The 23920-nt window shown below is 66.1% G+C and carries 20 protein-coding genes and 5 pseudogenes; 15 read left to right on the forward strand and 10 right to left on the reverse strand.

Features of this window, described 5'->3' with window-relative positions; all coding sequences use genetic code 11:
* Positions 1-119: 119 nt before the first annotated feature.
* The 3 genes from QUE44_RS12080 to QUE44_RS12090 all read right to left on the reverse strand — a co-directional run bounded on the left by QUE44_RS12080 (position 120) and on the right by QUE44_RS12090 (position 3789).
* Positions 120-1325: an oligosaccharide flippase family protein gene (locus QUE44_RS12080; protein WP_286214839.1), complete on the reverse strand. Its 1206-nt coding sequence runs from the start codon at positions 1323-1325 to the stop codon at positions 120-122.
* A gap of 96 nt (positions 1326-1421) precedes the next feature.
* The gene (locus tag QUE44_RS12085) at positions 1422-2306 is read right to left on the reverse strand and encodes a hypothetical protein (protein ID WP_286214841.1); all 885 of its coding nucleotides are present in this window, start codon (positions 2304-2306) and stop codon (positions 1422-1424) included.
* Positions 2307-2556: 250 nt separating this feature from the next.
* Entirely contained in the window at positions 2557-3789 is a 1233-nt protein-coding gene (locus QUE44_RS12090) for a glycosyltransferase family 4 protein (RefSeq protein ID WP_286214842.1), read from the reverse strand.
* A 215-nt stretch (positions 3790-4004) separates the two neighbouring features.
* Between QUE44_RS12090 and QUE44_RS12095 the strand changes: the two are divergent.
* From QUE44_RS12095 to QUE44_RS12105, 3 pseudogenes are all read left to right on the forward strand, one after another.
* Positions 4005-5030 (forward strand): annotated as a pseudogene (locus QUE44_RS12095) (IS1634 family transposase); the annotation flags it as partial.
* A gap of 120 nt (positions 5031-5150) precedes the next feature.
* Positions 5151-6068: pseudogene (locus QUE44_RS12100) on the forward strand (IS256 family transposase); the annotation flags it as partial.
* A 110-nt stretch (positions 6069-6178) separates the two neighbouring features.
* A pseudogene (locus QUE44_RS12105) lies at positions 6179-6778 on the forward strand (transposase); the annotation flags it as partial.
* Positions 6779-6807: 29 nt separating this feature from the next.
* On the opposite strand, the gene QUE44_RS12110 reads toward QUE44_RS12105, so the two are convergent.
* Together QUE44_RS12110 and QUE44_RS12115 are read right to left on the reverse strand one after the other, a co-directional pair.
* Positions 6808-8102 (reverse strand): IS3 family transposase gene (locus tag QUE44_RS12110; RefSeq protein WP_286214830.1). Its coding sequence is split into 2 segments (ribosomal slippage): positions 6808-7823 and positions 7823-8102, totalling 1296 coding nucleotides; the frame shifts between segments, so codons are not numbered across the junction.
* Positions 8103-8151: 49 nt separating this feature from the next.
* A pseudogene (locus tag QUE44_RS12115) lies at positions 8152-8886 on the reverse strand (transposase); the annotation flags it as partial.
* A gap of 263 nt (positions 8887-9149) precedes the next feature.
* Between QUE44_RS12115 and QUE44_RS12120 the strand changes: the two are divergent.
* A pseudogene (locus tag QUE44_RS12120) lies at positions 9150-9647 on the forward strand (IS1634 family transposase); the annotation flags it as partial.
* A 157-nt stretch (positions 9648-9804) separates the two neighbouring features.
* Here the strand turns inward: QUE44_RS12120 and QUE44_RS14200 are convergent.
* The 4 genes from QUE44_RS14200 to QUE44_RS12135 all read right to left on the reverse strand — a co-directional run bounded on the left by QUE44_RS14200 (position 9805) and on the right by QUE44_RS12135 (position 13231).
* The gene (locus QUE44_RS14200) at positions 9805-10536 is read right to left on the reverse strand and encodes an SGNH/GDSL hydrolase family protein (RefSeq protein WP_350226839.1); all 732 of its coding nucleotides are present in this window, start codon (positions 10534-10536) and stop codon (positions 9805-9807) included.
* A 110-nt stretch (positions 10537-10646) separates the two neighbouring features.
* Complete coding sequence (locus QUE44_RS12125) at positions 10647-11252, reverse strand: glycosyltransferase family protein (RefSeq protein WP_286214844.1); 606 nt, start codon at positions 11250-11252, stop codon at positions 10647-10649.
* A gap of 296 nt (positions 11253-11548) precedes the next feature.
* The gene (locus QUE44_RS12130) at positions 11549-11785 is read right to left on the reverse strand and encodes a hypothetical protein (protein ID WP_286214845.1); all 237 of its coding nucleotides are present in this window, start codon (positions 11783-11785) and stop codon (positions 11549-11551) included.
* 63 nt (positions 11786-11848) lie between these two features.
* Positions 11849-13231, reverse strand: coding sequence for a hypothetical protein (locus QUE44_RS12135; RefSeq protein ID WP_286214846.1), 1383 nt, complete (start codon positions 13229-13231; stop codon positions 11849-11851).
* A 266-nt stretch (positions 13232-13497) separates the two neighbouring features.
* Here QUE44_RS12135 and QUE44_RS12140 point away from each other — a divergent pair, with 266 nt between their 5' ends.
* From QUE44_RS12140 to QUE44_RS12160, 5 genes are all read left to right on the forward strand, one after another.
* Entirely contained in the window at positions 13498-13905 is a 408-nt protein-coding gene (locus tag QUE44_RS12140; RefSeq protein WP_286214847.1) for a YveK family protein, read from the forward strand.
* Positions 13902-15080: a tyrosine-protein kinase domain-containing protein gene (locus tag QUE44_RS12145; RefSeq protein WP_286214848.1), complete on the forward strand. Its 1179-nt coding sequence runs from the start codon at positions 13902-13904 to the stop codon at positions 15078-15080. The genes QUE44_RS12140 and QUE44_RS12145 overlap by 4 nt, the downstream gene beginning before the upstream one ends.
* A 147-nt stretch (positions 15081-15227) precedes the next feature.
* The gene (locus tag QUE44_RS12150; protein ID WP_286214850.1) at positions 15228-15737 is read left to right on the forward strand and encodes a hypothetical protein; all 510 of its coding nucleotides are present in this window, start codon (positions 15228-15230) and stop codon (positions 15735-15737) included.
* Positions 15738-16068: 331 nt separating this feature from the next.
* Positions 16069-17505, forward strand: coding sequence for an arsenate reductase/protein-tyrosine-phosphatase family protein (locus QUE44_RS12155; protein ID WP_286214852.1), 1437 nt, complete (start codon positions 16069-16071; stop codon positions 17503-17505).
* Positions 17506-17522: 17 nt separating this feature from the next.
* Positions 17523-17777, forward strand: a complete 255-nt coding sequence (locus QUE44_RS12160) for a hypothetical protein (protein WP_286214854.1) — start codon at positions 17523-17525, stop codon at positions 17775-17777.
* Positions 17778-17937: 160 nt separating this feature from the next.
* Here the strand turns inward: QUE44_RS12160 and QUE44_RS12165 are convergent, their stop codons facing one another.
* Entirely contained in the window at positions 17938-19182 is a 1245-nt protein-coding gene (locus tag QUE44_RS12165; protein ID WP_286214856.1) for an IS256 family transposase, read from the reverse strand.
* Positions 19183-19214: 32 nt separating this feature from the next.
* On the opposite strand from QUE44_RS12165, the gene QUE44_RS12170 reads away from it, so the two are divergent.
* The 6 genes from QUE44_RS12170 (at position 19215) to QUE44_RS12195 (ending at position 23914) form a co-directional block, all read left to right on the forward strand.
* Positions 19215-19829: a hypothetical protein gene (locus tag QUE44_RS12170; RefSeq protein WP_286214857.1), complete on the forward strand. Its 615-nt coding sequence runs from the start codon at positions 19215-19217 to the stop codon at positions 19827-19829.
* 887 nt (positions 19830-20716) lie between these two features.
* The gene (locus tag QUE44_RS12175) at positions 20717-20980 is read left to right on the forward strand and encodes a hypothetical protein (RefSeq protein ID WP_286214858.1); all 264 of its coding nucleotides are present in this window, start codon (positions 20717-20719) and stop codon (positions 20978-20980) included.
* A 333-nt stretch (positions 20981-21313) separates the two neighbouring features.
* Positions 21314-21619 carry a hypothetical protein gene (locus tag QUE44_RS12180; RefSeq protein ID WP_286214859.1) on the forward strand — a complete coding sequence of 102 codons (306 nt, stop codon included), beginning with the start codon at positions 21314-21316 and terminating at the stop codon, positions 21617-21619.
* A gap of 91 nt (positions 21620-21710) precedes the next feature.
* On the forward strand, positions 21711-21998 hold the full coding sequence (locus QUE44_RS12185; RefSeq protein ID WP_286214860.1) for a PqqD family protein: 288 nt from the start codon (positions 21711-21713) through the stop codon (positions 21996-21998).
* A 114-nt stretch (positions 21999-22112) separates the two neighbouring features.
* Positions 22113-23390: an acyltransferase family protein gene (locus QUE44_RS12190; protein WP_286214862.1), complete on the forward strand. Its 1278-nt coding sequence runs from the start codon at positions 22113-22115 to the stop codon at positions 23388-23390.
* The gene (locus QUE44_RS12195) at positions 23387-23914 is read left to right on the forward strand and encodes an SGNH/GDSL hydrolase family protein (protein WP_286214863.1); all 528 of its coding nucleotides are present in this window, start codon (positions 23387-23389) and stop codon (positions 23912-23914) included. Before QUE44_RS12190 ends, QUE44_RS12195 begins: the two co-directional genes overlap by 4 nt.
* The last annotated feature ends 6 nt before the right edge of the window (positions 23915-23920 follow it).

Consider the following 23920-nt stretch of genomic DNA (forward strand, 5'->3'; position numbering starts at 1 on the left):
TCCGGCGAACGACGCACCGCCCGCGATCGAGCCCGGCCACTCGCATGCGAGATCCCTGGTGGTGGCGCGAGGGGAAGGCCGCGTTCCAGCGGCTGCTTACGGCGGGGACGTGATGGCCGTCACTGAGGATCCGACGCAGCTATCCGGGTGGGTCGTTTGAGCCCGAACGCAGCCTGGGCAACTGCCGTCGCGAGGCTCGGGAGCGCAGACGTCGCCATGAGCACGGCAGCGCCGGTTGTGCTGTGAAGGTCCAGCATGGTGAATCCCCACGCGAACCATATGGCGGTGGTCGGCGCCATCATCCACGAGCCCCCAGTCCAGCCTCGAGCGAGGTTCATCCCTGAGATCCCGGCCGCTGTTGCAGCGACGGCGGAGCCGACGCTTACTATCAGGAACTCCCTTGACAGGCCCGTATACTGCGTGCCCAGAAGCGCGAGGAGCGGATCCCGCAGTGCCCATATCAGCCCCAGCATGGCCATAGTTGTGAGTGATATTGCACCGACGACCAACGCGTATCGCCGAACCACCGCGCGGTGCCCGCTGTTCGTTCGCGCCAACGCTGGTGCGAGCACCGACACTGCCACTGTGGAGACGAAGGCGAAGAGCAATCCATAGCGCGAGATCGCCGTGACGCTGGCGAGCGCCGATGTGGCTCCCAGTGCGCCCAGGAGGAGACTTGCTCCCTGGGATTGAGCGACGAGGACAACGTTGAGCGGCAGCAGCCGCCGGAGTGCCCGCCGCATTTCGGTCCTGTCGTCCGCGGAGATTGACCCGGAGCCAAGATCGAATCGCTCTACGACGGTCTTTCGCATCCAGATCCACTGCACGCCTGCGGCCACCGCATTTGCCAAGGTGGGTAGCAGGGCCCCGAGCACGGCTAGCGGCACCAGCAGGGCGCTTCCAGCGAGACGAACCATGGCCGCCGCGAGCCCCGAGATCTGGATTGACCTGAACTGGTAGTCCAGTTGAAGTACCGAGCGCACAAGTGAGCCGTTGAGCGACAGGAATACCGTCGCGATAACGAGTGCGGCAATTGCCGATGCTTCAGCTACCGAGGCCTGATTCCTGAGCAGTAGGGTGACCAGGATCGGCGCGCTCACCACCGACAACGTTGCCGATATCCAGGTCCGGTAACTGCGCGCCAAGCCGTAGATCCCTGAGATTCGCGACGTATCGGGCATGTAGCGGCCCGCGATCGCCACCACCTGGCTGCCGAGCCCGGAGTCGCCGACTACAGTGACTGCTGTCACGACCGCGATGGCAAGGGCGTAGCGTGCGTAGGCATCGATCGTAAGGAGGCGTGCCGCGAGGAGCCCTGCCAACATGCCGAGAGCCTGGATGCCACCCTGCGCAGAGCCGAATCCGAACAGCCGCACCCCCCAGTGGCGAGCCCGACCGCTGACGCTTATCTTCACGTTGTGCTAGGCCCGTCGGTAGAATCGCCCGATTAGCGATGCAAGTCGTTGGGAAGTCCTGAGCCGCCGGATTTCCGATTGTGAAAGACTGCGCAGAGGGCCATCGACGAACGCGAGGAAGTGCTTGCTGGCCAGGCTGGGCGGGCGACCGTTCAGGGCCCGAGCGACAAACCGTCCGTGCCCCGGCTTGAAGGGTCCGATGGCGTGGGACAGGCATTGGCCTCCCGGTGCGAAGTCCATCTCGGCGCTTCGTGCTGTACGCATGGGAATGTCGCTGAGCATGAGCGCCATGTTGAGTGCGTCCTGGTCGGGCGTCGAGAACAGAGACGTGGGCTGCCCAGACTTGATGCCTGCAGTACCGCCAAGGCTCGCGATCGCTCGCGAACACATGTCGGTCCAGAGTTGAAGAAAATACGCGTGGGATCGGGGAACGGACACGAATCCCGCATTAAAGTTCGTGTCCAGAGAGCGCGTTTCGACGAGTCCCGCTGCGTCGAAGTACCCGCGCCAGAGCGACCTCATCGGGGCGTGCGATGGCAACGCCCCGTTGACGTCCTCGATCAGACATATGCCGCCGCTCTCGAGCCAGGGGCTGAAGTCGCTCCACGCGCATTTCACAACAATGTCCGGGTCGATGTACGTGACCACATCGGCGTCCGTAGCGTAGGTGTTCAGTACCTGCGCCATAAACTCCGGCTTGAACAGCGTTAGGTGCTTGGGTGTGTCGACAGCCACAAAACGGATGTGGAGATCGGGACCTAGGTCGAGGCTCCGCGAGCTCGCGTCGTCAAGGTGCCCCTCACCCGCCCACCGCGGCATGTCTCCTCTGACGCCGACGACAAACTCTCCCCGAAACCCCGCCTGGTGAAGTGAGTTTGCCAGCGCAGCCACGCCGTGGTGATAGTCCCCTTCGTACAACGTGCATAGTGCGATTCCCACGCAAGCCTCCACGGCAGTCATTGTTATCCACGACCCTGCTTGTCAGTCTCGGACTGATCCGCGATCCGCGAACGGGCGGCCGGGGACTCGCGAGACGTATGGTCTTGAGGACTTCGCAACTCTATCGGGCGCGCTGCGCTCCGTTGACGTGGGCGCAGCGACGCCCACGTCGTGAATCGATTACTGACGCGCCCCGCTCGACTCACGGGGCGTCGGTTGACCTGACAAGGTTGCCAATCTGGCTGCGGAACAACGCCCAAGTCGACTGCCGTGCAACCGCGACGGCGCCTGCTGAAAGCGCCTCCAGATCGACTGCACCGCGATGCATGGCTTCGATGGCGTCCCGTAAGCCCGACGCTGACCGACTGGGGACCACAATGCCGGCGCCAGCCGCCGCAAGGTCGTCGGTTCCGCTGCCAGGCGTCACGAGCACCGGTAACCCCAGGGAGACAGCTTCGAGCACGGCGAGAGACCGTCCTTCGACAATGCTTGGCATCACGAACGCATCGTGCTCTCGTATCGCTGCCAGGACGGCGGAACGGGGCTGCCGTCCGCGGTAGTCGGCGCGTTCGACGAGGCGCCTCACGCCCGGCACCGACAGGTCCGCGCCGCCGATAATCGTGAGTTCAACGTCGCGGCGCGGGAAGTCTCGCAGCGCCTGTTCAAGGTACGAGAGTCCCTTGAGCGACACTACCCGCCCGACAAAGAGCAACTTCAGCGGATCACTCTTCCGCCGGGGCTGGTGACGTGCACCCATGGCGGGAACTGCACAACCGTAGGGAATCGTATGGACGGGTGCGGGATTGTGCGCACGGCTTGCTGATAGTGCCACCTGCCTGCTTGGCGCGACGATCAGGTCCGCAAGTTCGAGTTCCGCGGTCTGGCCAACAATGTCGCGCCTGAGAACGCGTTGATCGGGCAACGTGGCACGCCACTCAGGATCGGCGTCGTACTCACGTTCGACAAGCTCGAGGTACTCCGCGCTCGCTACGTGCTGCATTTCGAGGATCGTCTGGATTCCCTGACGCTTCGCCGCCTCGAGAGTCCTCACCGACTGCCCCAAGTACCCATAGACCGACGACGGCCGATGCCTCTTGAGTTGCGTTGCGACATGCCGGTCGAGGTCGTCCTGAACTCTGTCGATGCCCAGGTGGCTGCCTCGCCTCGCAAGCCTGGCGATTGGCTCGATGCCACTCTGTTCAGCTACGTTTCTGGCGACCTCCATGTGGAGGCGAGTCTTCAGGCGTCCGCTCGGAGCGTCGAACACGCGCTTCGACGCGATTCGCTCGACGCTCGGCACTGCCTTCGCAATACGCGGAACGTCGTGAAAACCGACCGTAGTCCAGAACCTGCCTAGTAATTGGAGCTCGTTGAGGGACTGTAATACCTGACGGACGTTCTCGTTGCCTGTGGCATGCACAAGGTCGACTTTCACGGGCACATGCTATCCGAGCGGTGCTCGTGCACCGCGCGACCCGCCCGCGACCATGGTGAGGACGCCTTGGGACTCGATCGCTGAAGGCGCGCAATGGGAAGTAAGCCTACGCCAGACCTGACTCTCACAGGTGTTTCGGGTTCTTGAGCGTCGCTCCTGGTAAATGAGTTGGGATGCCTCGATTTGGGGCACTAGCGGGGCGATATTCTTGGCCTGTGAGCCCGTTCATTCGTCGCGTGAAGACCTCGTCGGGGGCGACGGCTGTGCAGATCGTGGAGAAGCGCCGCGGGGTGCGAACGATCCTCAAGCATGTCGGCTCGGCCCACAGCGAGGCCGAGCTTGCGTTGCTGATGGTCGTGGCACAGCAGGAGCTGCACGAGGGCCAAGACACCCTCGACCTGGATCTTGACCCAGCCCCGGTACCGCGAAGCGAAGCCCGGGTGCTGTCCAGCGCTAGCGAGATCTTGTGGAACGTCCTCGTTGACGCCTACCAGGAGCTTGGGTTCGACGCCCTGGCGGATGACGCGTTCCGCGCGCTCGTGCTGGCACGGCTGGTCGAGCCGACGTCGAAGGCCGACACAGTGCGGGTGCTGAACGAGATCGGCGCACCCGCGCCCCACGTGAACACCCTTCACACTGCGCTGCGGCGTGCCAGCGATCGTGACTATCGTGACCGGATCGCTCGCGCCTGCCTGGCGTACTCGCTCAAGAGCACAGGCCCGGCGACATTCGTGATGTACGACGTCACGACCTTGCACTTCGAGAACGACGACGAGGACACCCTGCGACGGGTGGGGATGTCCAAGGAGCATCGCGTCGATCCGCAGGTCCAGGTCGGGCTGCTCGTCGACCAGGCCGGGGTGCCGCTCGAGATGCACCTGTTCGAAGGCAACAAGGCCGAGACGACCACCCTCGTCCCGGTCTTGCGGGCTTTCCAGGAACGTCACGGTATCGACGACATCGTGGTCGTCGCCGACGCCGGCATGCTGTCCGCCGGTAACCTCAACGCCCTCGAGGACGCCGCGCTGTCGTTCATCGTCGGCTCACGCCTGACGAAAGCGCCCTACGACCTGGAAGACCACTTCCACCGGCACGGCAACTACTTCGAAGACGGGCAGATCCTCGAATCCACCCGCGTGATGGGCACCGGGGCCGGCGCTCGTGAACGACGGATCGTCTACCAGTGGTCGTTCAAGCGCAACAAGAGGGACGACCGCAACATCAACCTCATGATCGCCAAGTAGTGCCCCTTAGAGTGGTGTAGCCCTCGGCGGTGGCAAGCCTCCTCGTAAATGAGGAAGCGGCCACCGTGAGGACCTTCGAGTTCACCCTTGCAAAGTTCTCTCGAACGGAACATCACGATGACCGCACCCCACATTGTCGACCCTGCCCGCGTACTGGGCAATCTCCTCACGGACGCATCGCCGGACATGATGCGATCCCTGTTGCAGACCATGATCAACGCGCTGCTCAGCGCCGACGCGGACGCCGTCTGCGGAGCCGAATGGGGCCAACCGTCGGCTGACCGGCAGGCGCAGCGCAACGGCTACCGCCACCGGCCCCTCGACACTCGGGCCGGCACGATCGACGTCGCCGTGCCCAAGCTCCGGTCGGGCACGTATTTCCCCGAGTGGCTGCTCGAGCGGCGCAAGCGCGCCGAGTCGGCGCTGATCACCGTCATCGCTTAACTGTTCCTCGCGGGCGTCAGCACGCGACGCATGGACAAGCTGGTGAAGACCCTCGGGATCGATGGGCTGTCGAAGTCGCAGGTGTCACGCATGGCCCAAGATCTCGACGAACACGTCGCCGCATTCCGCCACCGGCCGTTGTCGGAGTCGGGTCCGTTCACGTTCGTCGCCGCCGACGCGCTCACGATGAAGGTCCGTGAGGGCGGCCGCGTCATCAACGCCGTGTGCCTGGTCGCCACCGGCGTCAACGGCGACGGCCACCGCGAAGTCCTCGGACTCCAGGTCGCCACATCAGAAACGGGCGCGGCGTGGAACACCTTCTTCGCCGACCTCGTCGCCCGCGGACTGGCCGGCGTCCGCCTCGTCACGTCCGACGCGCACGCTGGACTCGTCGAGGCCATCGCGGCGAACCTGCCCGGAGCGGTGTGGCAGCGCTGCCGCACCCACTACGCGGCGAACCTGATGGCGGTCACGCCCAAGCACGCGTGGCCGGCCGTGAAGTCCATGCTGCACTCCGTGTACGACCAGCCCGACGCGGCATCCGTGCACGCCCAGTTCGACCGCCTGCTGGACTACGTCGAGGACAAACTGGCTCTTCACAAATGAGGCTGTAGGGCCGTCCCGCGGGTGAGTGGTCGGGGGTAGGGGTCGAGGTCCCCCAGGATGGAAGTTCCTACACTCGCCATCTGAAAGACCTCGACTTGTCTCACGCTACCTTTGCCGCGCCCGATCTCACTACCTTCGCGGGACTGGACATGCTCGGCCTGACCGTCACCGGGCAGCGGATCGACGCTCGCCGGGCGGTGCTCGAGTGCCGCGTCATCGATCCTGACGACTGCTGTCACGAGTGCGGTGATCGTGCTCGCTCGCTGGGCACGCAGTCCCGCTATCTCGCCCATGAGCCGTTCGGGTGCCGCCCTACCACTTTGCTGGTGCGGGTGCGCCGCTATCAGTGCGAGCCGTGCAACCGGTACTGGGCTGACGACCTGCGCGCCGCAGCCGAGCCACGCGCGAAGGTCTCCCGGGGCGGGCTCGCGTGGGCGCTCAAGGCGCTCGTCGTGGACCATCTCAGCGTGTCCCGCATCGCTGCGGGCCTGGGTGTCGCGTGGAACACCGCGAACGACGCAGTCCTGAGCGAGGGCCACCGCCAGCTGATCAACGACCCGACCCGTTTCCACGGCGTCGCGGTCATCGGTGTCGACGAGCACGTGTGGCGACACACCAGGCGCGGCGACAACTACGTCACCGTCATCATCGACCTCACCCCGGTACGCGACAAGACCGGACCAGCACGCCTGCTTGTTGCGCCCCGGGTTTCGTGGAGGCCCGGTTAGTTGGAACCGGCCCCGACGGGGACGGGTGCTTCAGAGTAGTGGTCGGATCGGACGGTGGCCCAGTGGAGGGCCTCGAGCTCGACGGGTGAGACCATCCCGATTTCGCCATGGAGGCGTCGGTGGTTGAACCAGTCGACGTACTCGGCGGTGGCGATCTCGACGTCCGTGACGGACTTCCAACCGCCCTTGGGACGCATCACGGGGTTGCGGATGCACTCGGCTTTGAACAGCGAGTTCAACGCCTCGGCCATGGCATTGTCGTAACTATCACCCCTGCTACCAACCGATGCGACAGCCTCAGCTTCCGCCAGGCGCTCGCTGTAGCGAATCGCTCGATATTGAACTCCTCGGTCGCTGTGATGGATCAAACCGGACACGTCCTGACCGGCCCGCTGGCGCGTCCATAGGCCCATCTCAAGAGCGTCGAGGGCCAGGTCGGTACGTAGTGACGTCGACACTTGCCAGCCCACGATCATCCTGCTGAAGACGTCCAGGACGAACGCGACGTACGTCCAGCCGGCGTGGGTGCGCACGTACGTCAGGTCCGCGACCCACAGCTGGTTCGGCCCGTCAGCCGTGAACTGGCGCTCGACGAGATCGGCAGGCCGATCGGTCTCAGCGCCGTCGCCGAACGTGGTCTTGCGCGACTTCTCGCGCGTGATCCCTCGAAGCCCGTCGGCACGCATGAGACGTTCGACCGTGCACCGCGCGACCGCTATGCCCTCCCGGTTGAGCTCGGCATGGATCTTGCGCGCGCCGTACACGCCGAGGTTCGCCTTGTGGGCGTGGCGGATGTCGACGATCAGCTCCGCGTCGCGCACGGCACGCGCCGACGGGGGCCGGATCTTCGCTGCGTAGTAGCCGCTCGGGGCGATCTGCACGCCGGCCTCAGACAGGACCGTGCAGATCGGCTCGACCCCGACCTCGCGCCCATCGACCACGTCGTGGCGATGGGCGTCGACGTAGGCGACTACCTGCTGGTGGGGCGGTCGAGCTCCGCCGCGAAGAAAGCCGCCGAGGTCTTCAAGATGTGGTTCGCGCGCCGCAGCTCACGGACTTCTTGCTCGAGGCTGGCGATGCGCTCCGCCTCGGAGGTCGTGGTGCCCGGCCGGACGCCGCCGTCGATCTCCACTTGGCGGACCCAGCCTCGCAACGTCTCCCGGTGCATGCCGAGCTGATCGGCCACACGCGCGATCGCGCCCATCTTCGTCGCCGGGTCCTGACGAAGCTCGACGGCCATCCTCGTGGCCCGCTCACGCAGCTCGGCGGGGTACTTCCTCGGTGCTGACATGACTCTCATCCTCCATGGCTTGAGAGCCTCCACCGAACCCGGGGCGCAACAACTCTTCGGCTGCGGCGGTCTTGAAGCCCGCGAAGCCGTCCATCGCGATCGTTTCGATTCCGTCGGCCCAAGCCTTGGACCGTTCCGATAGCCATGTTTTGAACACGGCCTTGGACCTGCCAGGGATCATGTCGAGCAGGCGGGCCGGGCCGACCCTGTCACGCACCGGGGTGAGGTCGATGATGACGGTGACGTACTCGTCGCCGAAACGGGTGTGCCGCCACACATGCTCGTCGACTCCGATCACGGCGATGCCGTCGAAGCGGGTCGGGTCGTTGATCAGCTGGCGGTGGCCTTCGGTCAGGACCGCGTCGTTCGCGGTGTTCCACGCGACCCCGAGCCCCGCCGCGATCCGCGACACGCTGAGGTGGTCCACGACGAGTGCGCGTAGTGCCCACGCGAGTCCACCCCGCGAGATCTTCGCCCGTGGATCAGCCACGGTGCGCAGGTCGTCGAGCCAGAACCGATCACACGGCTCGCACCGGTATCGGCGCACCCGGACCAGCAGCGTCGTGGGCCGGCACCCGAAGGGCTCGTGAGCGAGGAAGCGCGACTGCGTACCCAGCGAGCGAGCACGATCACCGCACCCGTGGCAGACATCGTCGATCACAGCGACGCGGCACTCGAGCACCGCCCGATCGGCGTCGATGCGCTGGCCCGTGACCGTCAGGCCCAGGTCGTCGAGGTTGCAGAAGGTCGTGAGATCGGGCGCGCCGAAGGTAGCGTGAGACAAGTCGAGGTCTTCCGGACGGTGAGCTTAGGAACTTCCATCCTGGAGGACCTCGACCCCTACCCCCGACCGTTCACCATCGAGTGGCCGCTACAGCCTCAATTGTGAAGAGCCGTCAACCCCACCAAGCGCTACCTCGGACTCGAAGTCCTCGCCCGCTGCCGCCTCACCGCCGTGCCCAACACCGGCATCGAGGAGGTGACCGAAACCCTCGCACTCACCGCCTGACGAAGGAACCCGCTACACCACTCCACGGGACTTGACCGATCGCCAAGGCCGAGAAGATCGCCGCCGGCGCTATGCCGCTACGCAAGGCACGGTTCTTGAAGGTGTCCGGGGCGCGCAAGGAGCTCGACCAAGCCACCATCGACCGCGCGCGCCAACTCGCCGGCATCAAGGGCTACGTCACCAACCTCCCGCCAGAGATCATGCCTGGCAGCGCCGTCATCGGCGCCTACCACGACCTGTGGAAGGTCGAGCAGTCGTTCAGGATGACGAAGTCCGACCTGAAGGCCCGGCCGGTGTTCCATCGCCAAAGAGACGCGATCGAGGCACACCTGACCGTTGTCTTCGCCGCCCTCGCAATCACGAGGCACCTCACCACGGCGACCGGGGTGTCGATCAAGAAGCTCGTGCGCACCCTGCAGCCCCTGCGGTCCGTGCGGATCGGAGTCGGCCCCCACGAACTCACCGCAGAACCACAGATCGACGCCGACGCCCGTGCCATCCTCGACTGCCTACCCGCGATCACCGTGGGGCACTAGACCTGTGAGAGTCAGGAGGTCGACTTTCACGGGCACATGCTATCCGAGCGGTGCTCGTGCACCGCGCGACCCGCCCGCGACCATGGTGAGGACGCCTTGGGACTCGATCGCTGAAGGCGCGCAATGGGAAGTAAGCCTACGCCAGAGGCTCTCCTCCTCATCCATTGCCAGGCCCAAGTTGGAAATAGCGCTCAATGGTGCTGGCAATGCGGTTGTGACCTTCTTGGTTCGGGTGGAAGTGGTCCGCGAAGAAGTCAGACCACCGGGACAGTTCTCCAGCAAGCGGCACCCATGTCGCGCCCAGATCCGATGCCGCGCTTTGGGCCACTACCCCGTACTCCTGGAGTTCGCGAGGCGAACCCGGAAAGAAGCGTTCGTCCAGGTCCGGAGCCCCAAGCACAATGACCCGCGCGCCGCGCCTGTGTAGTTCTGCGATCGTCGCACGAAGCGCCCTATCGAAACTCGCGACGGGGACAAACTGGGTCGTGGCTCCCATTCTGATCGCCACATTCTTGACGCGCCATCTCACGCCCGATTCGATCCTCTCAAGGACCCGTCGACGCCATCGCGTGGAGAAGTACGGCCGTGGATCCATCCAACCCGGGCGACGCCATCGCTTTGGGAGAAGGCGTAACGAGGCTTCCGAGGGTCGCACGATCGCCTCAGTGATCCCATGCGCGATGATGGTGACTTGCGGGGCTGAGTTAGCGGGAAGCCGATCCAGCGCTCCGGTCACCATGCCCGCAGTTACGCTCCAATCCTCCAGTTCAAGACCCCATCTGTTCGCGAGCGTGACCGCATACCGGCCTTCGGCGACCCCGAGGCCATTCGCGATCGAGTCGCCGAAGACCGCTAGCGTTCCTCTGTCCGCTGCCATGTCCAGAACCATAGCGGGCAGGGTGGGCGCGGGCGCCCCGCGCCCACCATCTGGTGACCTCTTGCGGTCTGCTCCGGTGAGGGTGCCAACTCCACGCGACACATTACGCCTACCCTGCACAATCAGGTGTCGAGGGCCGGTCCAGCCCCGACCTGGACCGGCGGGAGACACGCTTCGACGGCCTCGACCGTAGACGCCCGCGACGGCATGAGGTCGCGGTTCGCCAAGGCCGCCGTGCGAAGCGCGTCACGCTGCGGGTCGCTTGCCGCCAATCGCGCCGCAGTCTCAGCCAGCAAGTCATTAGTAGACAACTCAAATAGACCCATTTTCGCGAGATCCACTAGGAATCTGTCAGTATTCGCACCCCGGTTGGTGACCGTAGGTACCCCGTGGTCAACCAGCGCTGCGAACGATCCGCGTCGGGCGCTGACACCGTCGATGAACGGCGCAAGGGCGAGGTCGAATGTCGAGAGCAGTCGGGAGACATCAGCGGGCGAAGGTCGTTCAAATGTGACAAGTCGACCGCGGACCTCGGGGCGCAGGCGATCCGCCATCGCCACGTCTTTCCCGACGTACGCCAGCGTGATCGGACGGATTTCCGAGATCGCTCGCAGCATCGGTACCAGTTGCAGCAGACGGGGTTCCGTGATGTGGCCGAAGGTGCCGACCACGAATGCGTCCTGGTCGATGCCCCAGCGCAGTCGTTCGGATGCCGGGTCTGTTGCCACGCGGACAATGTTCGATGGGACCGGGACCACAGAAGACGCACGGTTGAGCTTCCCCAACCGGCTTAGACCGCCATCGCATGAGTGGAACACCTGGGAGGCATTCCGCACCAGTCCTCGCGCCTGAGGACGTTGATAAGTCCACATTGCGGCGGTACCTGCTCTGGTTGGCATGGTGTAGGTCTCGTGCATAAACACGAGGACTCGTGTTCGAGGCATCGTCCTTCGCGCCCAGCGCACGACCCTCGGCAAATCGGGATTGAAGCCACGAGGGCCGTAACTGAATTGCTCGAACTGAATCACGAGGAGGTCTGGGTGCTGGGTAGAAAGGTAGCGACGTAGGCCTCCGAGGTCTCGAAGCGGTCGAGCCCCCATACGTCAGCGTACTCAGCGTTGGGGATGTCCCCACCCTTTCCGCGGCCGAGTACGGTCACGTCATGCCGGACGCCAAGTCCCTCCGCGAGCCAGCGCGTGTGATCGCCGATGCCGTCCTGGGGTAGGTGAGCTCCGGGGAACACGATGTCGATCCTCGCCATGGGCGTTTTGGGTCCTTTCCCGGATTGGTCGTTCTGGCGCTTGGTGTGCCGTTTGCGATGGGCTCAGGCGCGATGCCGAACTCGGAAACTGCTCCGGGTGCTCCCTGCGCGTCTTGGTGTCGTCGCAATGCGACGCTGATGAGGAGGACTCGCCCCGTCAGCGTCCGGGTCCGCGGGCCGGGTCATCCAGAGCGCGACCGCCATGATGCCGAGAGCCCCTTGAGTCGTCGGCTGTTGGGTTATTCCGCCATAGAGCACGACGGTGGTGACCGCAGCAACGGTCAACAGATGCGTTGCGCTCGCGCGGCGAAGCGAGCCGATGAGGTAGACGACACCAATGAGGCCCGCGATCAGGGAAGCGATCGCGAGTGCATATCCGACAATGCCAAGTTCGAAGACCCAGCGGAACTTCTCCTCTTCCTGCCAGTCCTGTCCAGCGAGCGCGAAGCCCCCACTGCTATGCGAACCTGCGCCGTGGCCGAGCACCGGGAAGTCCGTGGCGAGGAAGCCGAAGATGCCGTTCCCCACGCGCCCGGAGGGAGACTCGACGTTGGCAGCATTCTCCACTCGTGCACCAAATGACTCGATGACTTGCGGCAACGTTTGCGCGACAACGTACGCGGCGGTCACCGCGGCTCCTGTGATGGCCAACAAGCCCGTCCAAGAGTGCCATGTCAAGCGTGCGGCAAGAACGGCCACAGCCGCCGCGCCCACGATCGCAGCGCCTACGAGTGCGCCGCGCGATCCTCCCACTGCTGCAATTACGACACACGACAACGCTGCTGCCGCGTGGACGGCTCGGAATCGAGCGCTATCCAGGACTCCGCCGAGGGATAGCGCCAGTCCAACTGGAAGGAACGACGCGAGGCCAGAGACCGCAGCGAACGTGCCCGTAGCGCGAACCACGCCACCGGGGTTCACGAAGTGCGCGTCGATTCCGCTGATCTCGAGGTTGATGCCTGCGGAGGGAGCACTGCGAACCTGGACGATCACGATTGCCACGTTGACCAGAACGAGGAGACTTAGGGCCACGCGAACCGGCTCGAGCGCCCTCGAATCGGCGTAAGTCAAGGCGAACGCGACCACGAGCAGCGGAACCAAGTAGGAGCGCATGCCGAGCGCCGTAACGTGGAGAGTCGTGTTGCCGATGATCACATTTAGCAGGCCATGGACGGCAAGGAAGGCGGTGGCGATCCATACGATGGGCCATACGCGGTTCTCCCGGCGCGGTGCTCCGAGCACGTAGAACAGGGCGAGGACTCCGACCAGAAGCGCGTCTCGCGCCACGGCTCCCATCTGGTCCATGCCAGGGACCCACTTGCGCAGGGCACCTTCGAGGCCCCAGATGACGGCGACCAGAACCAGGAAGCGATTGGCTCTCGAGGTGATGTTCTGCTGGCGACTAGCTGTCAAGGCTTCGCGAGGCGAACCGCCGCGCCGACCCACGCGCATTGTGCGGGCCGCCGATAGGGAATGGATGGTCGCCCCCTCGCCTGTGCGTCAAGACTTGACATGTCAGTGTATACGTCTAGGGGTTGTGCCCCCACCCGGGCTCGCGTTGCGGCTCGCCGGAAATCGAACATGATTGTGCAGAACGCGCTCACACCGCGGCAAGTCAGGCGCTTCTCGTGCGGCGCGGACGCGGGGTGGTAGCGTCCTTGCGCCTTCGGGCCAAGTACACTGGCGCGAGATCGCCGACTGGACGGGGAACAGTGGAATTCAGAGACACCGTGCAGGTGCTGCGCGCGCACTGGCTGATCGTGGTGCTCCTCACGATTCTGGGCGGCGCGCTCGCCTTCGGTTGGACTCTCACGCAGGACAAGGTCTACGCTTCGACCGGCTCCGCGATCATCACCACCGGAGCCTCGACCTCGCTCGGTGACGCCACGGTGGGTGACAGTTACGCAAAGTCGCGAGTCAAGTCATACCTGGACGTCGCGAAGTCCGGTCGCGTCGCCGAGTACGCCGCGGAGCAGTTGGGGGCCGGCGTCAACACTGGCGGTTTGGCGGGCCGTGTCACCGTTTCTAACCCGAGCGAGACGGCGTTGCTACGAGTCACAGCGACTGGACCGACGCCGAGGATGCACGCGCGCTCGCTGAAGCGTGGATCTACGGCATGACGCAAGTGGTCGCGGAACTCGAGAGCGGCACCGGCACGGGCGCTGAGGACGGCGCGGAGTCCGTGGTCGCGTTGCAGACGCTCGATTCGGCGAACACGCCGGGCGCGCCATTTGCTCCCAATGAAAAGCAGGCGGCTGCGATCGGCCTGCTCGCGGGTTTCGCTATAGGCGTCGCTCTCGCCTTCACTCGCGCCACGCTCGACCGCCGCCTGCGCTCCGCCGAGGACGTCGAGCGAGAGTTCGACATCCCCGTGGTGGGCGCCCTCCCGTTCGACGAGTCGGTTGCCAAGATGGGCCCCGTCCGCGCCACATCGGACTTCGCCATGAAGGAGGCGGTGCGCCAACTCCGCACCAATCTCATGTTCCTGGACGTGGACAACCCGCCACGGGTGATCGTGGTGACGTCCTCGCTTCCCGGCGACGGCAAGTCCACGGTCAGCTACAAGCTGGCCGAGGCGATCGCCGAGTCCGGCACCAACGTGGTCCTGATCGATGCGGACCTCCGTCGCCCCACGCTCGCCACGAACCTGGGCCTGCCCGACGGCGCCGGCCTGACCGACGTGCTGGTCGGCCGTGTTCGCGCTGAGGAGGTTCTCCAGCCGTACGGGCCTACCGACAACCTCTACGTCATGGCCGCCGGCGTGATCCCGCCCAACCCCTCGGAGTTGCTTGGCTCGGGTGCCATGCGGACGCTGCTCTACAGCTTCCCCGAGGACGCGATCGTCCTAGTCGACACACCGCCGTTGATCCCCGTGACCGACGCCGCAATTCTCACCGCCCGCACCGACGGCGCGGTGGTGGTGGCCCGCGCGGGCCGGACCACCATCGACGTGCTCGATAAGGCATTGCAGGCGTTCGACCGGGTCAACGGCCGCGCCCTCGGAGTGATCCTCGACGCGGTCCCACGCAAGGGCGCGCACAAGGACAAGTACGCCTACGCCTACGACTACGAGTACGCCGACCCCAAGGCGCCTCGCCGCGACCGCACGCCCTCCACCCCCAGGCGCAGGCACAGGAGACGAAGCTCCCCACCCAGGGCTGGGATAGCATCGTCCCCCCGGCGCAGCCGAAGCACCGTGCACGGGGCTGATGGAGAGCGGCGCCGACACACATCGAGCGGTGTGGATGCTGCTCGCAGCGGCGGTCGGTCACGCGCTCGGGACGGCGGGAATTGACTGCCTTGTCATCAAGGGTGCCGTCGCGGATCTGCGCGGGCTACGTCCGCCCAAGTGGTCCGCCGATGTTGATGTGCTGGTGCGGGCCGAGCAGGCCACGGCCGCCCGCCAAGCGCTCGCCCGCGCGGGTGGAGTGCGACCACGACCATGGCGGCGACGCAAACGGTGGTGGGTCACGCCGAGACGCTGGTCCATCCCGGATGGCCGATCGCCATTGACCTTCACCACGAGTTCCCCGGTTTCACCAAGGGCGCTGACCGCGCCTTCGACTCCCTGTGGGAGCGCCGCGAGCCGCTCGAGGCAGCGGGCGTGAGCTGTTGGGCCCCCGACAGGTTGGGTGCGCTGGTGGTGGAGTCCCTCAGCTCACTCCGTGCGTCCGTAGGTGCCGGTTCCACGGATGCGGAAGTCGAGCGCATCATCCGCACGGTCGAAGCGCTGCCTGTGGCTGAGCGAGAGTCGCTCGCGCGACTGGCCGGGCAGTCGGGTGCGGCGTACGCTATGGCGCCCGTCCTCGCTACCCGGGGCGGTGCACCGCGGCCCGCGCCTTCCACTTCCGCAGAGCTCGAGTGGGACCTCCGCACCAGCGGCGGCGGCACCCTCGTATCGCAGGCTGTCGCCGCGCTGTATGTCGGACGTGGGGGTCCCGGTTTGGGCTAGCGCTGCGACTTCTCTGGCCCAAGCGCGAGGAGTTGATCGCTGGCTACGCGTACCAGGGGCGTTCGCGATGGGCGGTCGCCACGCTCCGAGGTCGCCGCCTCGCGCGCGGCTTCGCGCAACTGCCCGGCGCGATCCGGCGCACCTGGCGAACTAGCGGTGACGTGCGCGGCTAGGCGCGAGTGCGACCGGTCCTGGCGGGGTGCATCGTCCCGCGTGTCGATGCGCTCGGAACGCTCGCCTACACTGACGAGCGAGCACACCAGTGGCGAAGCGAGGGACAACATTGAGTTCCAGGTATCTGTGACCATGCGCGTCACTCTGCCTGTCGCGTGTGCTCGGCGCGCCGAGCGGTCCTGACATACCCTGGCAGTCCGGGACCGCGTTCCGCGTCCTCATCGTCGACACGGGCAACCAGGGGCGCTCCGCCGTGGGCGAGCGCATGCTCCGCCACCACCTGTCCCGCCACGGCATCCCCGCGGACGTGATCCGCGTGACGTCGGCGGGTCTCAACGCCGACGACGGCCAGCGCATGGACCCCACGGCCGCCGCCCAGATCGAGCGGCTCGGCGGCAACGCCCACGGCTTCCGCACCCGCTCGGTCTCCGAGGCGATGGTCGAGGCCGCCAGCATGGTGTTCTGCGGCACGTGGTGGGAGCGCGACGAGCTCTGCCTGCGCTACCCCCGGGCCCGCGGCCGCGCCTTCACCCTGTCGGAGATCGGCTTCCTCTACGAGGAGGTGGTCGACGCCGCCCCTCTGCCCGATCACCCGCGGCTGCTCGAGGCGCGCCTGCGGACCGCCGATGTGCCCGACGACTTCGACCTGCCCGACTGGGACGACTTCGAGGAGCGGATGCGCGCCGCGTGCGATGCGATCGACCAGGCGACACGGTGGATCGCGGAGATCTGGGCGTCCATGGCGCCCGTGCGGCCCATCGGCACCGCCGGGGAGCGGCGGGAGAGCGCGGCGGAGCCCACGTGCACCGTCGACGCCTTCGGTGTCGCGGTCGGGATCGTGTGCTCCGGCTCCGAGCGCGACGCCCTGGCCACGGCGGGTCACCGTGCGTGGGGACGGTGCCTGGTCGAGGACCGTGACCCCGAGACCACCGTGTCCGTGGTGGTCGACGCGGACGATGCGGTGCTGGCCCGAGCGCGCCTGTCCGGAGCGCTCGCCTACCCGGACGTCGACACGGCACTGCACTTCCTCAGCTCCGCCGTCACCGTCCGCGCGATCGAGGCGCGCGTGGGGACACTGATCATGCTCCACGCCGCCGGACTCGCGGGACCGGACGGCTCCGTCGTGGGGTTCGTCGCGCCGTCGGGCACCGGCAAGACCACTCTGTCGCGGACGTTGGGCGCTCACTACGGCTACGTCACGGACGAGACCCTTGCGATCTCGCCCGGCGACCTGACGGTGTTGCCGTATCCCAAGCCGCTGTCCGTGATCGACTCGCTGACCCACATCAAGGAGCAGTGGGGCGCGGACTCGCTCGATCTGGCAGTCTTGCCCGACGTGCCGCTGCGCTTGCGCCGGTTGGTGATCCTCGATCGCCGAGAGGACGGGCCCGAGGAGCCGGCGATCACGCCGATCGATCATCTGGAGGGGATCGCGATCCTGGCCGAGCAGATGTCGTACCTGTCGAAGACGCCCGGCAGGCTTCACGCGCTGTCCGACCTTGTCGACGCTGTCGGCGGGCTGTCGCGTCTCACCTACCGCGATGTCCGCACGGTGCTACCCATGGTGCCGGGGCTTCTCGGGGGCGGCGAATGATTCCGGACGATGCGGTCGTGAGCGCCGCCTGGGACGACCTGCTCGAGCGCGATGGACAGGTGCTGGTGCTCGTGGGCAACGACGTCACGTTGCTCTCGCCGTTGGCGTCGGAGGCGGCGCTGTACTGCACCGGTGACGGTGTCACCGTTGCCGCGCTGACCTCGTACCTCGAGGGAGTGTTCGGTGCGCCACCCTCCGGCGATCCCGGTGCGGCCGTGCGCGAGGTGCTCGCTGCACTTCAGGAACGCGCCGTCTTGTCGATAACACGGTAGGGCGTTTTTCGCCGCGTGGCGCTTGTCACACGTATCGCAGGTCCTTTACCCTTGGGGCTGTGCATCGGCCGCTGAGGGGCAGCCGCCAATACGACGGAGGAACCACATGACCGAGCAGACTGCGGTCAAGTCCCGTGGAGTGGTGTAGCGGGTTCCTTCGTCAGGCGGTGAGTGCGAGGGTTTCGGTCACCTCCTCGATGCCGGTGTTGGGCACGGCGGTGAGGCGGCAGCGGGCGAGGACTTCGAGTCCGAGGTAGCGCTTGGTCTCGACCCACTCGTCGGTCTGCTCGGCCAGGACTGCGCCGACGAGCCGGATGATGGCGTCCCTGTTGGGGAAGATCCCAACGGCGTCGGTACGACGACGGATCTCCTTGTTCAAGCGCTCGGCGGGGTTGTTGGACCAGATCTGGGTCCACACGTCCTTAGGTGAAGTGGTGAACGCGAGGAGGTCGTCGCGGGCTGCCTCGAGGTGGGCGAACACGGCGGGGAGTTTGTCCTCGACGTAGTCCAGCAGGCGGTCGAACTGGGCGTGCACGGATGCCGCGTCGGGCTGGTCGTACACGGAGTGCAGCATGGACTTCACGGCCGGCCACGCGTGCTTGGGCGTGACCGCCATCAGGTTCGCCGCGTAGTGGGTGCGGCAGCGCTGCCACACCGCTCCGGGCAGGTTCGCCGCGATGGCCTCGACGAGTCCAGCGTGCGCGTCGGACGTGACGAGGCGGACGCCGGCCAGTCCGCGGGCGACGAGGTCGGCGAAGAAGGTGTTCCACGCCGCGCCCGTTTCTGATGTGGCGACCTGGAGTCCGAGGACTTCGCGGTGGCCGTCGCCGTTGACGCCGGTGGCGACCAGGCACACGGCGTTGATGACGCGGCCGCCCTCACGGACCTTCATCGTGAGCGCGTCGGCGGCGACGAACGTGAACGGACCCGACTCCGACAACGGCCGGTGGCGGAATGCGGCGACGTGTTCGTCGAGATCTTGGGCCATGCGTGACACCTGCGACTTCGACAGCCCATCGATTCCGAGGGTCTTCACCAGCTTGTCCATGCGTCGCGTGCTGACGCCGGCGAGGTAGCAGTCCGCGATGACGGTGATCAGCGCGGACTCGGCGCGCTTGCGCCGCTCGAGCAGCCACTCGGGGAAATACGTGCCCGACCGGAGCTTGGGCACGGCGACGTCGATCGTGCCGGCCCGAGTGTCGAGGGGCCGGTGGCGGTAGCCGTTGCGCTGCGCCTGCCGGTCAGCCGACGGTTGGCCCCATTCGGCTCCGCAGACGGCGTCCGCGTCGGCGCTGAGCAGCGCGTTGATCATGGTCTGCAACAGGGATCGCATCATGTCCGGCGATGCGTCCGTGAGGAGATTGCCCAGTACGCGGGCAGGGTCGACAATGTGGGGTGCGGTCATCGTGATGTTCCGTTCGAGAGAACTTTGCAAGGGTGAACTCGAAGGTCCTCACGGTGGCCGCTTCCTCATTTACGAGGAGGCTTGCCACCGCCGAGGGCTACACCACTCTAAGGGGCACTACTCAGACTGCCGGAGTCTCGCGACGCAGGATCATCCAGGGAGCCGCGTGGGCGACGCCTGCCATTGTGCTGGCGACCGCGGTGCCCGCGGCCGCGAACGGCTCTGACAACATCGCCCCGACGCTCGTGGTCACGCTTGGCGGCACGGGCACGCATACTCGTGACGTCACCGGCATCCAGCGTGTGAACAACGACAGCTCCTACAACATCACTCAGATCGTTGCGACGTTCGTTGTCCACCTCGCATCCAACGGCTTCGGTAAGTACCGGCAGCTCACTCTTGGAACCAGCGGTGACAGCCACGTGACCTACGCTGGCACTGGCTGGTCCGACCCGATCATCACGCCTTCAGGCTCTACCGCTACCGTCGTGTTCACTCGAGCGGTTGCTCTCGCGAACGCGGACACCGTGCCCTCGTTGACCGTCTCGCTTGGTGGCGCGCACCCGGCAACTTTCCCGGCGAACGCCGTTTCGGTGTCGGCCTCCTACTCGGGAGGTTCTGCAAACGTGACCGCGCTCACGCCCTGACGCGGTCCCTCGCAGTCGAACCATGCGGGCCGTCCCGCACTCACTTGGGCGGCATGGTTTAGCCCTCGGCCCGTGAGGTCCAACCGCTATCTCGCGCTGTGCGGTAGCCGGGAAGCGTGTTGCTGTTCGTTTCGGTGAGGAAACACCGGTGCTCCTCGCAAGGTGGCTGAAGCGGCCGCTGCATTGTCGGGCAGGGCCGGACGAATGTGGTGTAAAAGTCCCGTGAACTTTCACTGCCACCTATGGTGCTTGTCCGTTTTGCCCCTTTACTATCCCCCTACAGCGATGAGGGGCCTTGGGGGGATTCACATGGGCTATCGACACGTTCGGCAACGCAGGTCCATCGACAAGCCTTGGCTTGCACGCGACCATGGAGGCGCTCCTGGGTGGGCGATCATCATCGTAGGAATGGTGGTCGTGACGGTCGTGGTGCTTGCGCTTGTGCCACAGGCCGCTTGAGGGTCAACCCATACGTGCGAATCGCCCCTGATGTTCCCCAGTGAGACTTTGCGCACTTGCACTTTCGCGCGAGCCGCGTGACGCGGTAATTTGCGTCTGTCAGGCTCGACGGCGGCCGCGGTGCCTGAGGGGGCGCCCGGCTTGACTACGGGAGAGGGCCCGGTGGACGCACATCTGACTCAGGGCCAGGCGCGCCGAATGGCGGCCGCTACGCCGACCACTTTTCTCGAAGCCACGCTCGCCGGCGGCGCCTCGCACGGGACCCCGGTCGCGCCCGCGCCGATCGGCCAGCTGCACCTTTCCGACCTCGCCGCGATGGAGGCCGCGGGCGACGGTTCCGCCGCGCTGTTCCTGCGCGCGAGCGTGGTCTTCGAATCTGCCGACGGCCCCCGATCCGCCGTGCGACGCTCACCGTCGACGCCCCGGGCGTGTGGTTCGAGGCCGATCCCGCATGGCACCTGCTCGACCGCGGAGCCGAGGAGGGTTGGACACTCATGGTCGACGCCGGCAGCGGCCGCGCGACCTTCACCTACGAGGGCGCTCTCGGGCACTGCGGCAGCGCCGGCATCACGGCGCGGCTCGGACTCGAGCCGGGCACGCGGATAGCGGGCACGGAGATCATCCTTGCTGCGATGATCCACGGGGCCGTGACTGAGCATGCCGCATCGGTCCGACGGGTCGTCGTGGCCTAGGCGGGGAGTCGCGCGCCGCGCGCCCCATTCCAGACATATGGCGCACTTGTGTTCAGTAACTTGAAATCGGCGCCGAGGCCTCATAGCCTGTGTGCGCCAAGCGACTGACACGCGGAGCCAATACTGGGGGTCCTGACCGGGACTGACATCGCCGACGCGCGAATCTCTCGACGACGTATCGTCCGGGGTGCCGCCTGGGCTACGCCCGCGATCCTGATCGCTACATCCTCGTCATCCGTCGCCGCATCGCCGGGCACCAAGCCCACCGTTTCCTTCTCTGACTAGAGCGCCGAGTCGACGGTCGAAGACGGTACGAACCGCGGGCTTGTCGACGTGAGCCTTGCCGTCAACGTGGCGGACCCCATGGGAGGGGCCGGTGGCGCATACCTGGCGTCGCCAATCACGGTGACTGTGGTGACCTGGCCGAAGACCACGCGTAACGCAAATGTCAGCGGGTTCGATACCACCTTGTGGAGCTACTCGAATGGCGTCTTCACATACCTCGGGGGCAACCTGGTCGCGGGCACTTCGCCGGCGTCCGCGACGCTCGCGTTCCGTCGCACATGGGGCAGCAGCGACGACCTTGTCAGCGAGGACCTCGTGTTCGCGCTTAGCGGCAACTCCGGGGTGGCCCTGTGAACGCCACGATCTCGGTCACCGTCACCGCGGCGTAGCTACGGGACTTCATGATCCGCTGACCGCTGCGGCGCGTATCAGGCAGGATGAACCCATGACCGCGCCGTCCCCGCTCACCCGCCACGAGGGCCTCGCTGAGGTCACCTCGGACACCCGCGCCACGGTGCTCAACCTCCCTCGCCTCGAGGAGCAACAGGTGCCCTGCATCTTCGAAGGCACCGCCTTCGAGATCTGGATCCGGATCGACGGCACGCGCACCGAGCAGGAGATCGTGATCGAGCTCGCCGAGGGCTACGAGGCGCCGGCTGACGAGATCGCCCCCGAGGTGCACGACTTCGTCGCCCAGCTGATTCAGTTGGGGCCCGTGCCGACCGGAGTGTGACGGGGCCGCCGGTCGATGTCGTTCAAGGCCGGTCGAAGCGGCATGGGCGCCCGTCACGCCGACGAAATGCGCGGGTGCTAGCATGCCGCGTCGACACAGCTTGGGAGGAGATGCGTGACAGCCACCGCCACCGAGGAGCGTGCCGGACTTGGGTCGCGGAGCCGCGCACCCCACTATCTCGCTCACATCGATGGGCTCCGGGCAGTCGCCGTCCTTGCGGTCATCCTCGGGCACGCGGGCTTCGGTCTGTTCGGCGGCGGGTGGGTCGGGGTCGATGTCTTCTTTGTGATCTCGGGTTACCTGATCACAGGGATCCTGCGTCGCGAGCATCGCGAGGGCACCTTCTCCTTCCGCAAGTTCTACCTCCGCCGTGTGCGACGGATTCTTCCAGCGCTGACTGTCGTGGTCGCCGCATCCTTCCCGTTCGCGTGGATGCTGATGTTCCCGGACTTCATCCAGAACTTCGGGCAGAGCGCAGTGGCGACCATGTTCGGCGCGAACAACATCCTTCTTGCGATGACGAGCGGCTACTGGGAGCTTGAGAGCGCCTTCAAGCCCCTGCTTCACACGTGGAGCCTCGGCGTCGAAGAGCAGTTCTACCTGGTGTACCCGCTGATCCTGGCGATCGTGCTGTGGGCAGTGCGGCGTCGTACGGGTGCCGTGGTGGCTGTGCTTGCTGCCTTGGCGGTCGGGAGCCTGGTGCTCGCGGTCGCGGGAGTGAGGTCGGACCCGGACATGGCGTTCTACCTGCCCCAGTACCGTGCGTGGGAACTGCTCGCCGGTGCGTTGGCGACGTTCGTTCGGCCCTCGGGCAGGCGTATCGAGCGGGTGCTCCCCACCCTGGGTCTCGCCGCGGTTCTAGGTGCGATCCTGGTCTTCGATCAGAGCGTGCTGTCGCCCGGCATGTGGCTGCTCGTGCCCGTGCTGGGCGCCGCGGCGATCCTGGTGTGGGGAGGTTCCGATTCGGTGGTGCGTCCGGCGCTCTCGTGGAAGCCGATGGTGGTCATAGGTCTCATCAGCTACTCGGCGTACCTGATCCATCAGCCTGTCTTCGCCTTCATCCGGGTGGCGTCGGTGTCGGAACCCAGCCCGTGGTTGCTGGGGTTGCTCGTTCTCCCGATCCTCGCGTTGAGCTGGCTGTCCTGGCGCTTCATCGAGACCCCGTTCAGGGACCCGAAGCGGGTGAGCGGGCGGCTCCTCGCGATTGCATTGGTGCCAGCTGCGGCGGGGATCATCGCGCTCGGGCTGGCATGGCACGTGAATCAGGGATACCCCGAGCGTGCGTTCCCCAACATCGAAGCCGGCGGCGACGTCTACATCAGCTACAACGAGAGCATCCGCGACGTTGCGGTGGGATCGGCCGGAGCACCCCGGATCCCGACGTACTGGTGATCGGGAACAGCTTCGGTCGTGATGCGGCCAACGTGCTGCTCGAGGCCAATCCTGGACTCGAGGGCCGCATCGCCTACGCCGAAACGCTGGATGTCGCTCTGCTTCAAGCTTCCGTCACGCCCGACACCGTGGTGGTGCTGGCGGTCCAAGGCGGCACCGTCGATGGGGTTCTCGGGCAGGTCGACGTGCTGCAGAGCCTCGATCCCGCGGAGGTCTACGTGTTCGGCACCAAGAACTTCGGGTGGAACCTCAACGCGTTCGCTCGAGTGCCCATGGACGAGCGGCCCACCGCCCGCACGGAGGTGCTCGATGGCACCGTCGAGCTCAACGACGCCTTGGCGCCGGTAGTGCCCAACTATGTCGACGTGATCCGCTTGCTCGGGGGTGATGGGGTCACCGTCCCGGTGTTCGATGGCGCCGGGAATCCGCTCTCGCCCGACCGGGTCCACCTGACGAAGTACGGGGCGCAGCTCATCGCGGAGCGACTCGTCGATTCCGAGTCGCCGCTCGCCGATCTTGGCTAGCTATCC

The organism is Demequina sediminis (assembly GCF_030296675.1).
Taxonomy (GTDB): domain Bacteria; phylum Actinomycetota; class Actinomycetes; order Actinomycetales; family Demequinaceae; genus Demequina; species Demequina sediminis.

Bases quoted from the DNA above. Each gene is read 5' to 3' on its own strand.
- QUE44_RS12185 (WP_286214860.1), top strand. From the start codon at position 21,711: ATGACCGCGCCGTCCCCGCTCACCCGCCACGAGGGCCTCGCTGAGGTC.
- QUE44_RS12145 (WP_286214848.1), top strand. From the start codon at position 13,902: ATGACGCAAGTGGTCGCGGAACTCGAGAGCGGCACCGGCACGGGCGCT.
- QUE44_RS14200 (WP_350226839.1), bottom strand. From the start codon at position 10,536: ATGGTTCTGGACATGGCAGCGGACAGAGGAACGCTAGCGGTCTTCGGC.
- QUE44_RS12080 (WP_286214839.1), bottom strand. From the start codon at position 1,325: ATGTTGGCAGGGCTCCTCGCGGCACGCCTCCTTACGATCGATGCCTAC.
- QUE44_RS12130 (WP_286214845.1), bottom strand. From the start codon at position 11,785: ATGGCGAGGATCGACATCGTGTTCCCCGGAGCTCACCTACCCCAGGAC.
- QUE44_RS12165 (WP_286214856.1), bottom strand. From the start codon at position 19,182: ATGACCGCACCCCACATTGTCGACCCTGCCCGCGTACTGGGCAATCTC.
- QUE44_RS12150 (WP_286214850.1), top strand. From the start codon at position 15,228: ATGGCGGCGACGCAAACGGTGGTGGGTCACGCCGAGACGCTGGTCCAT.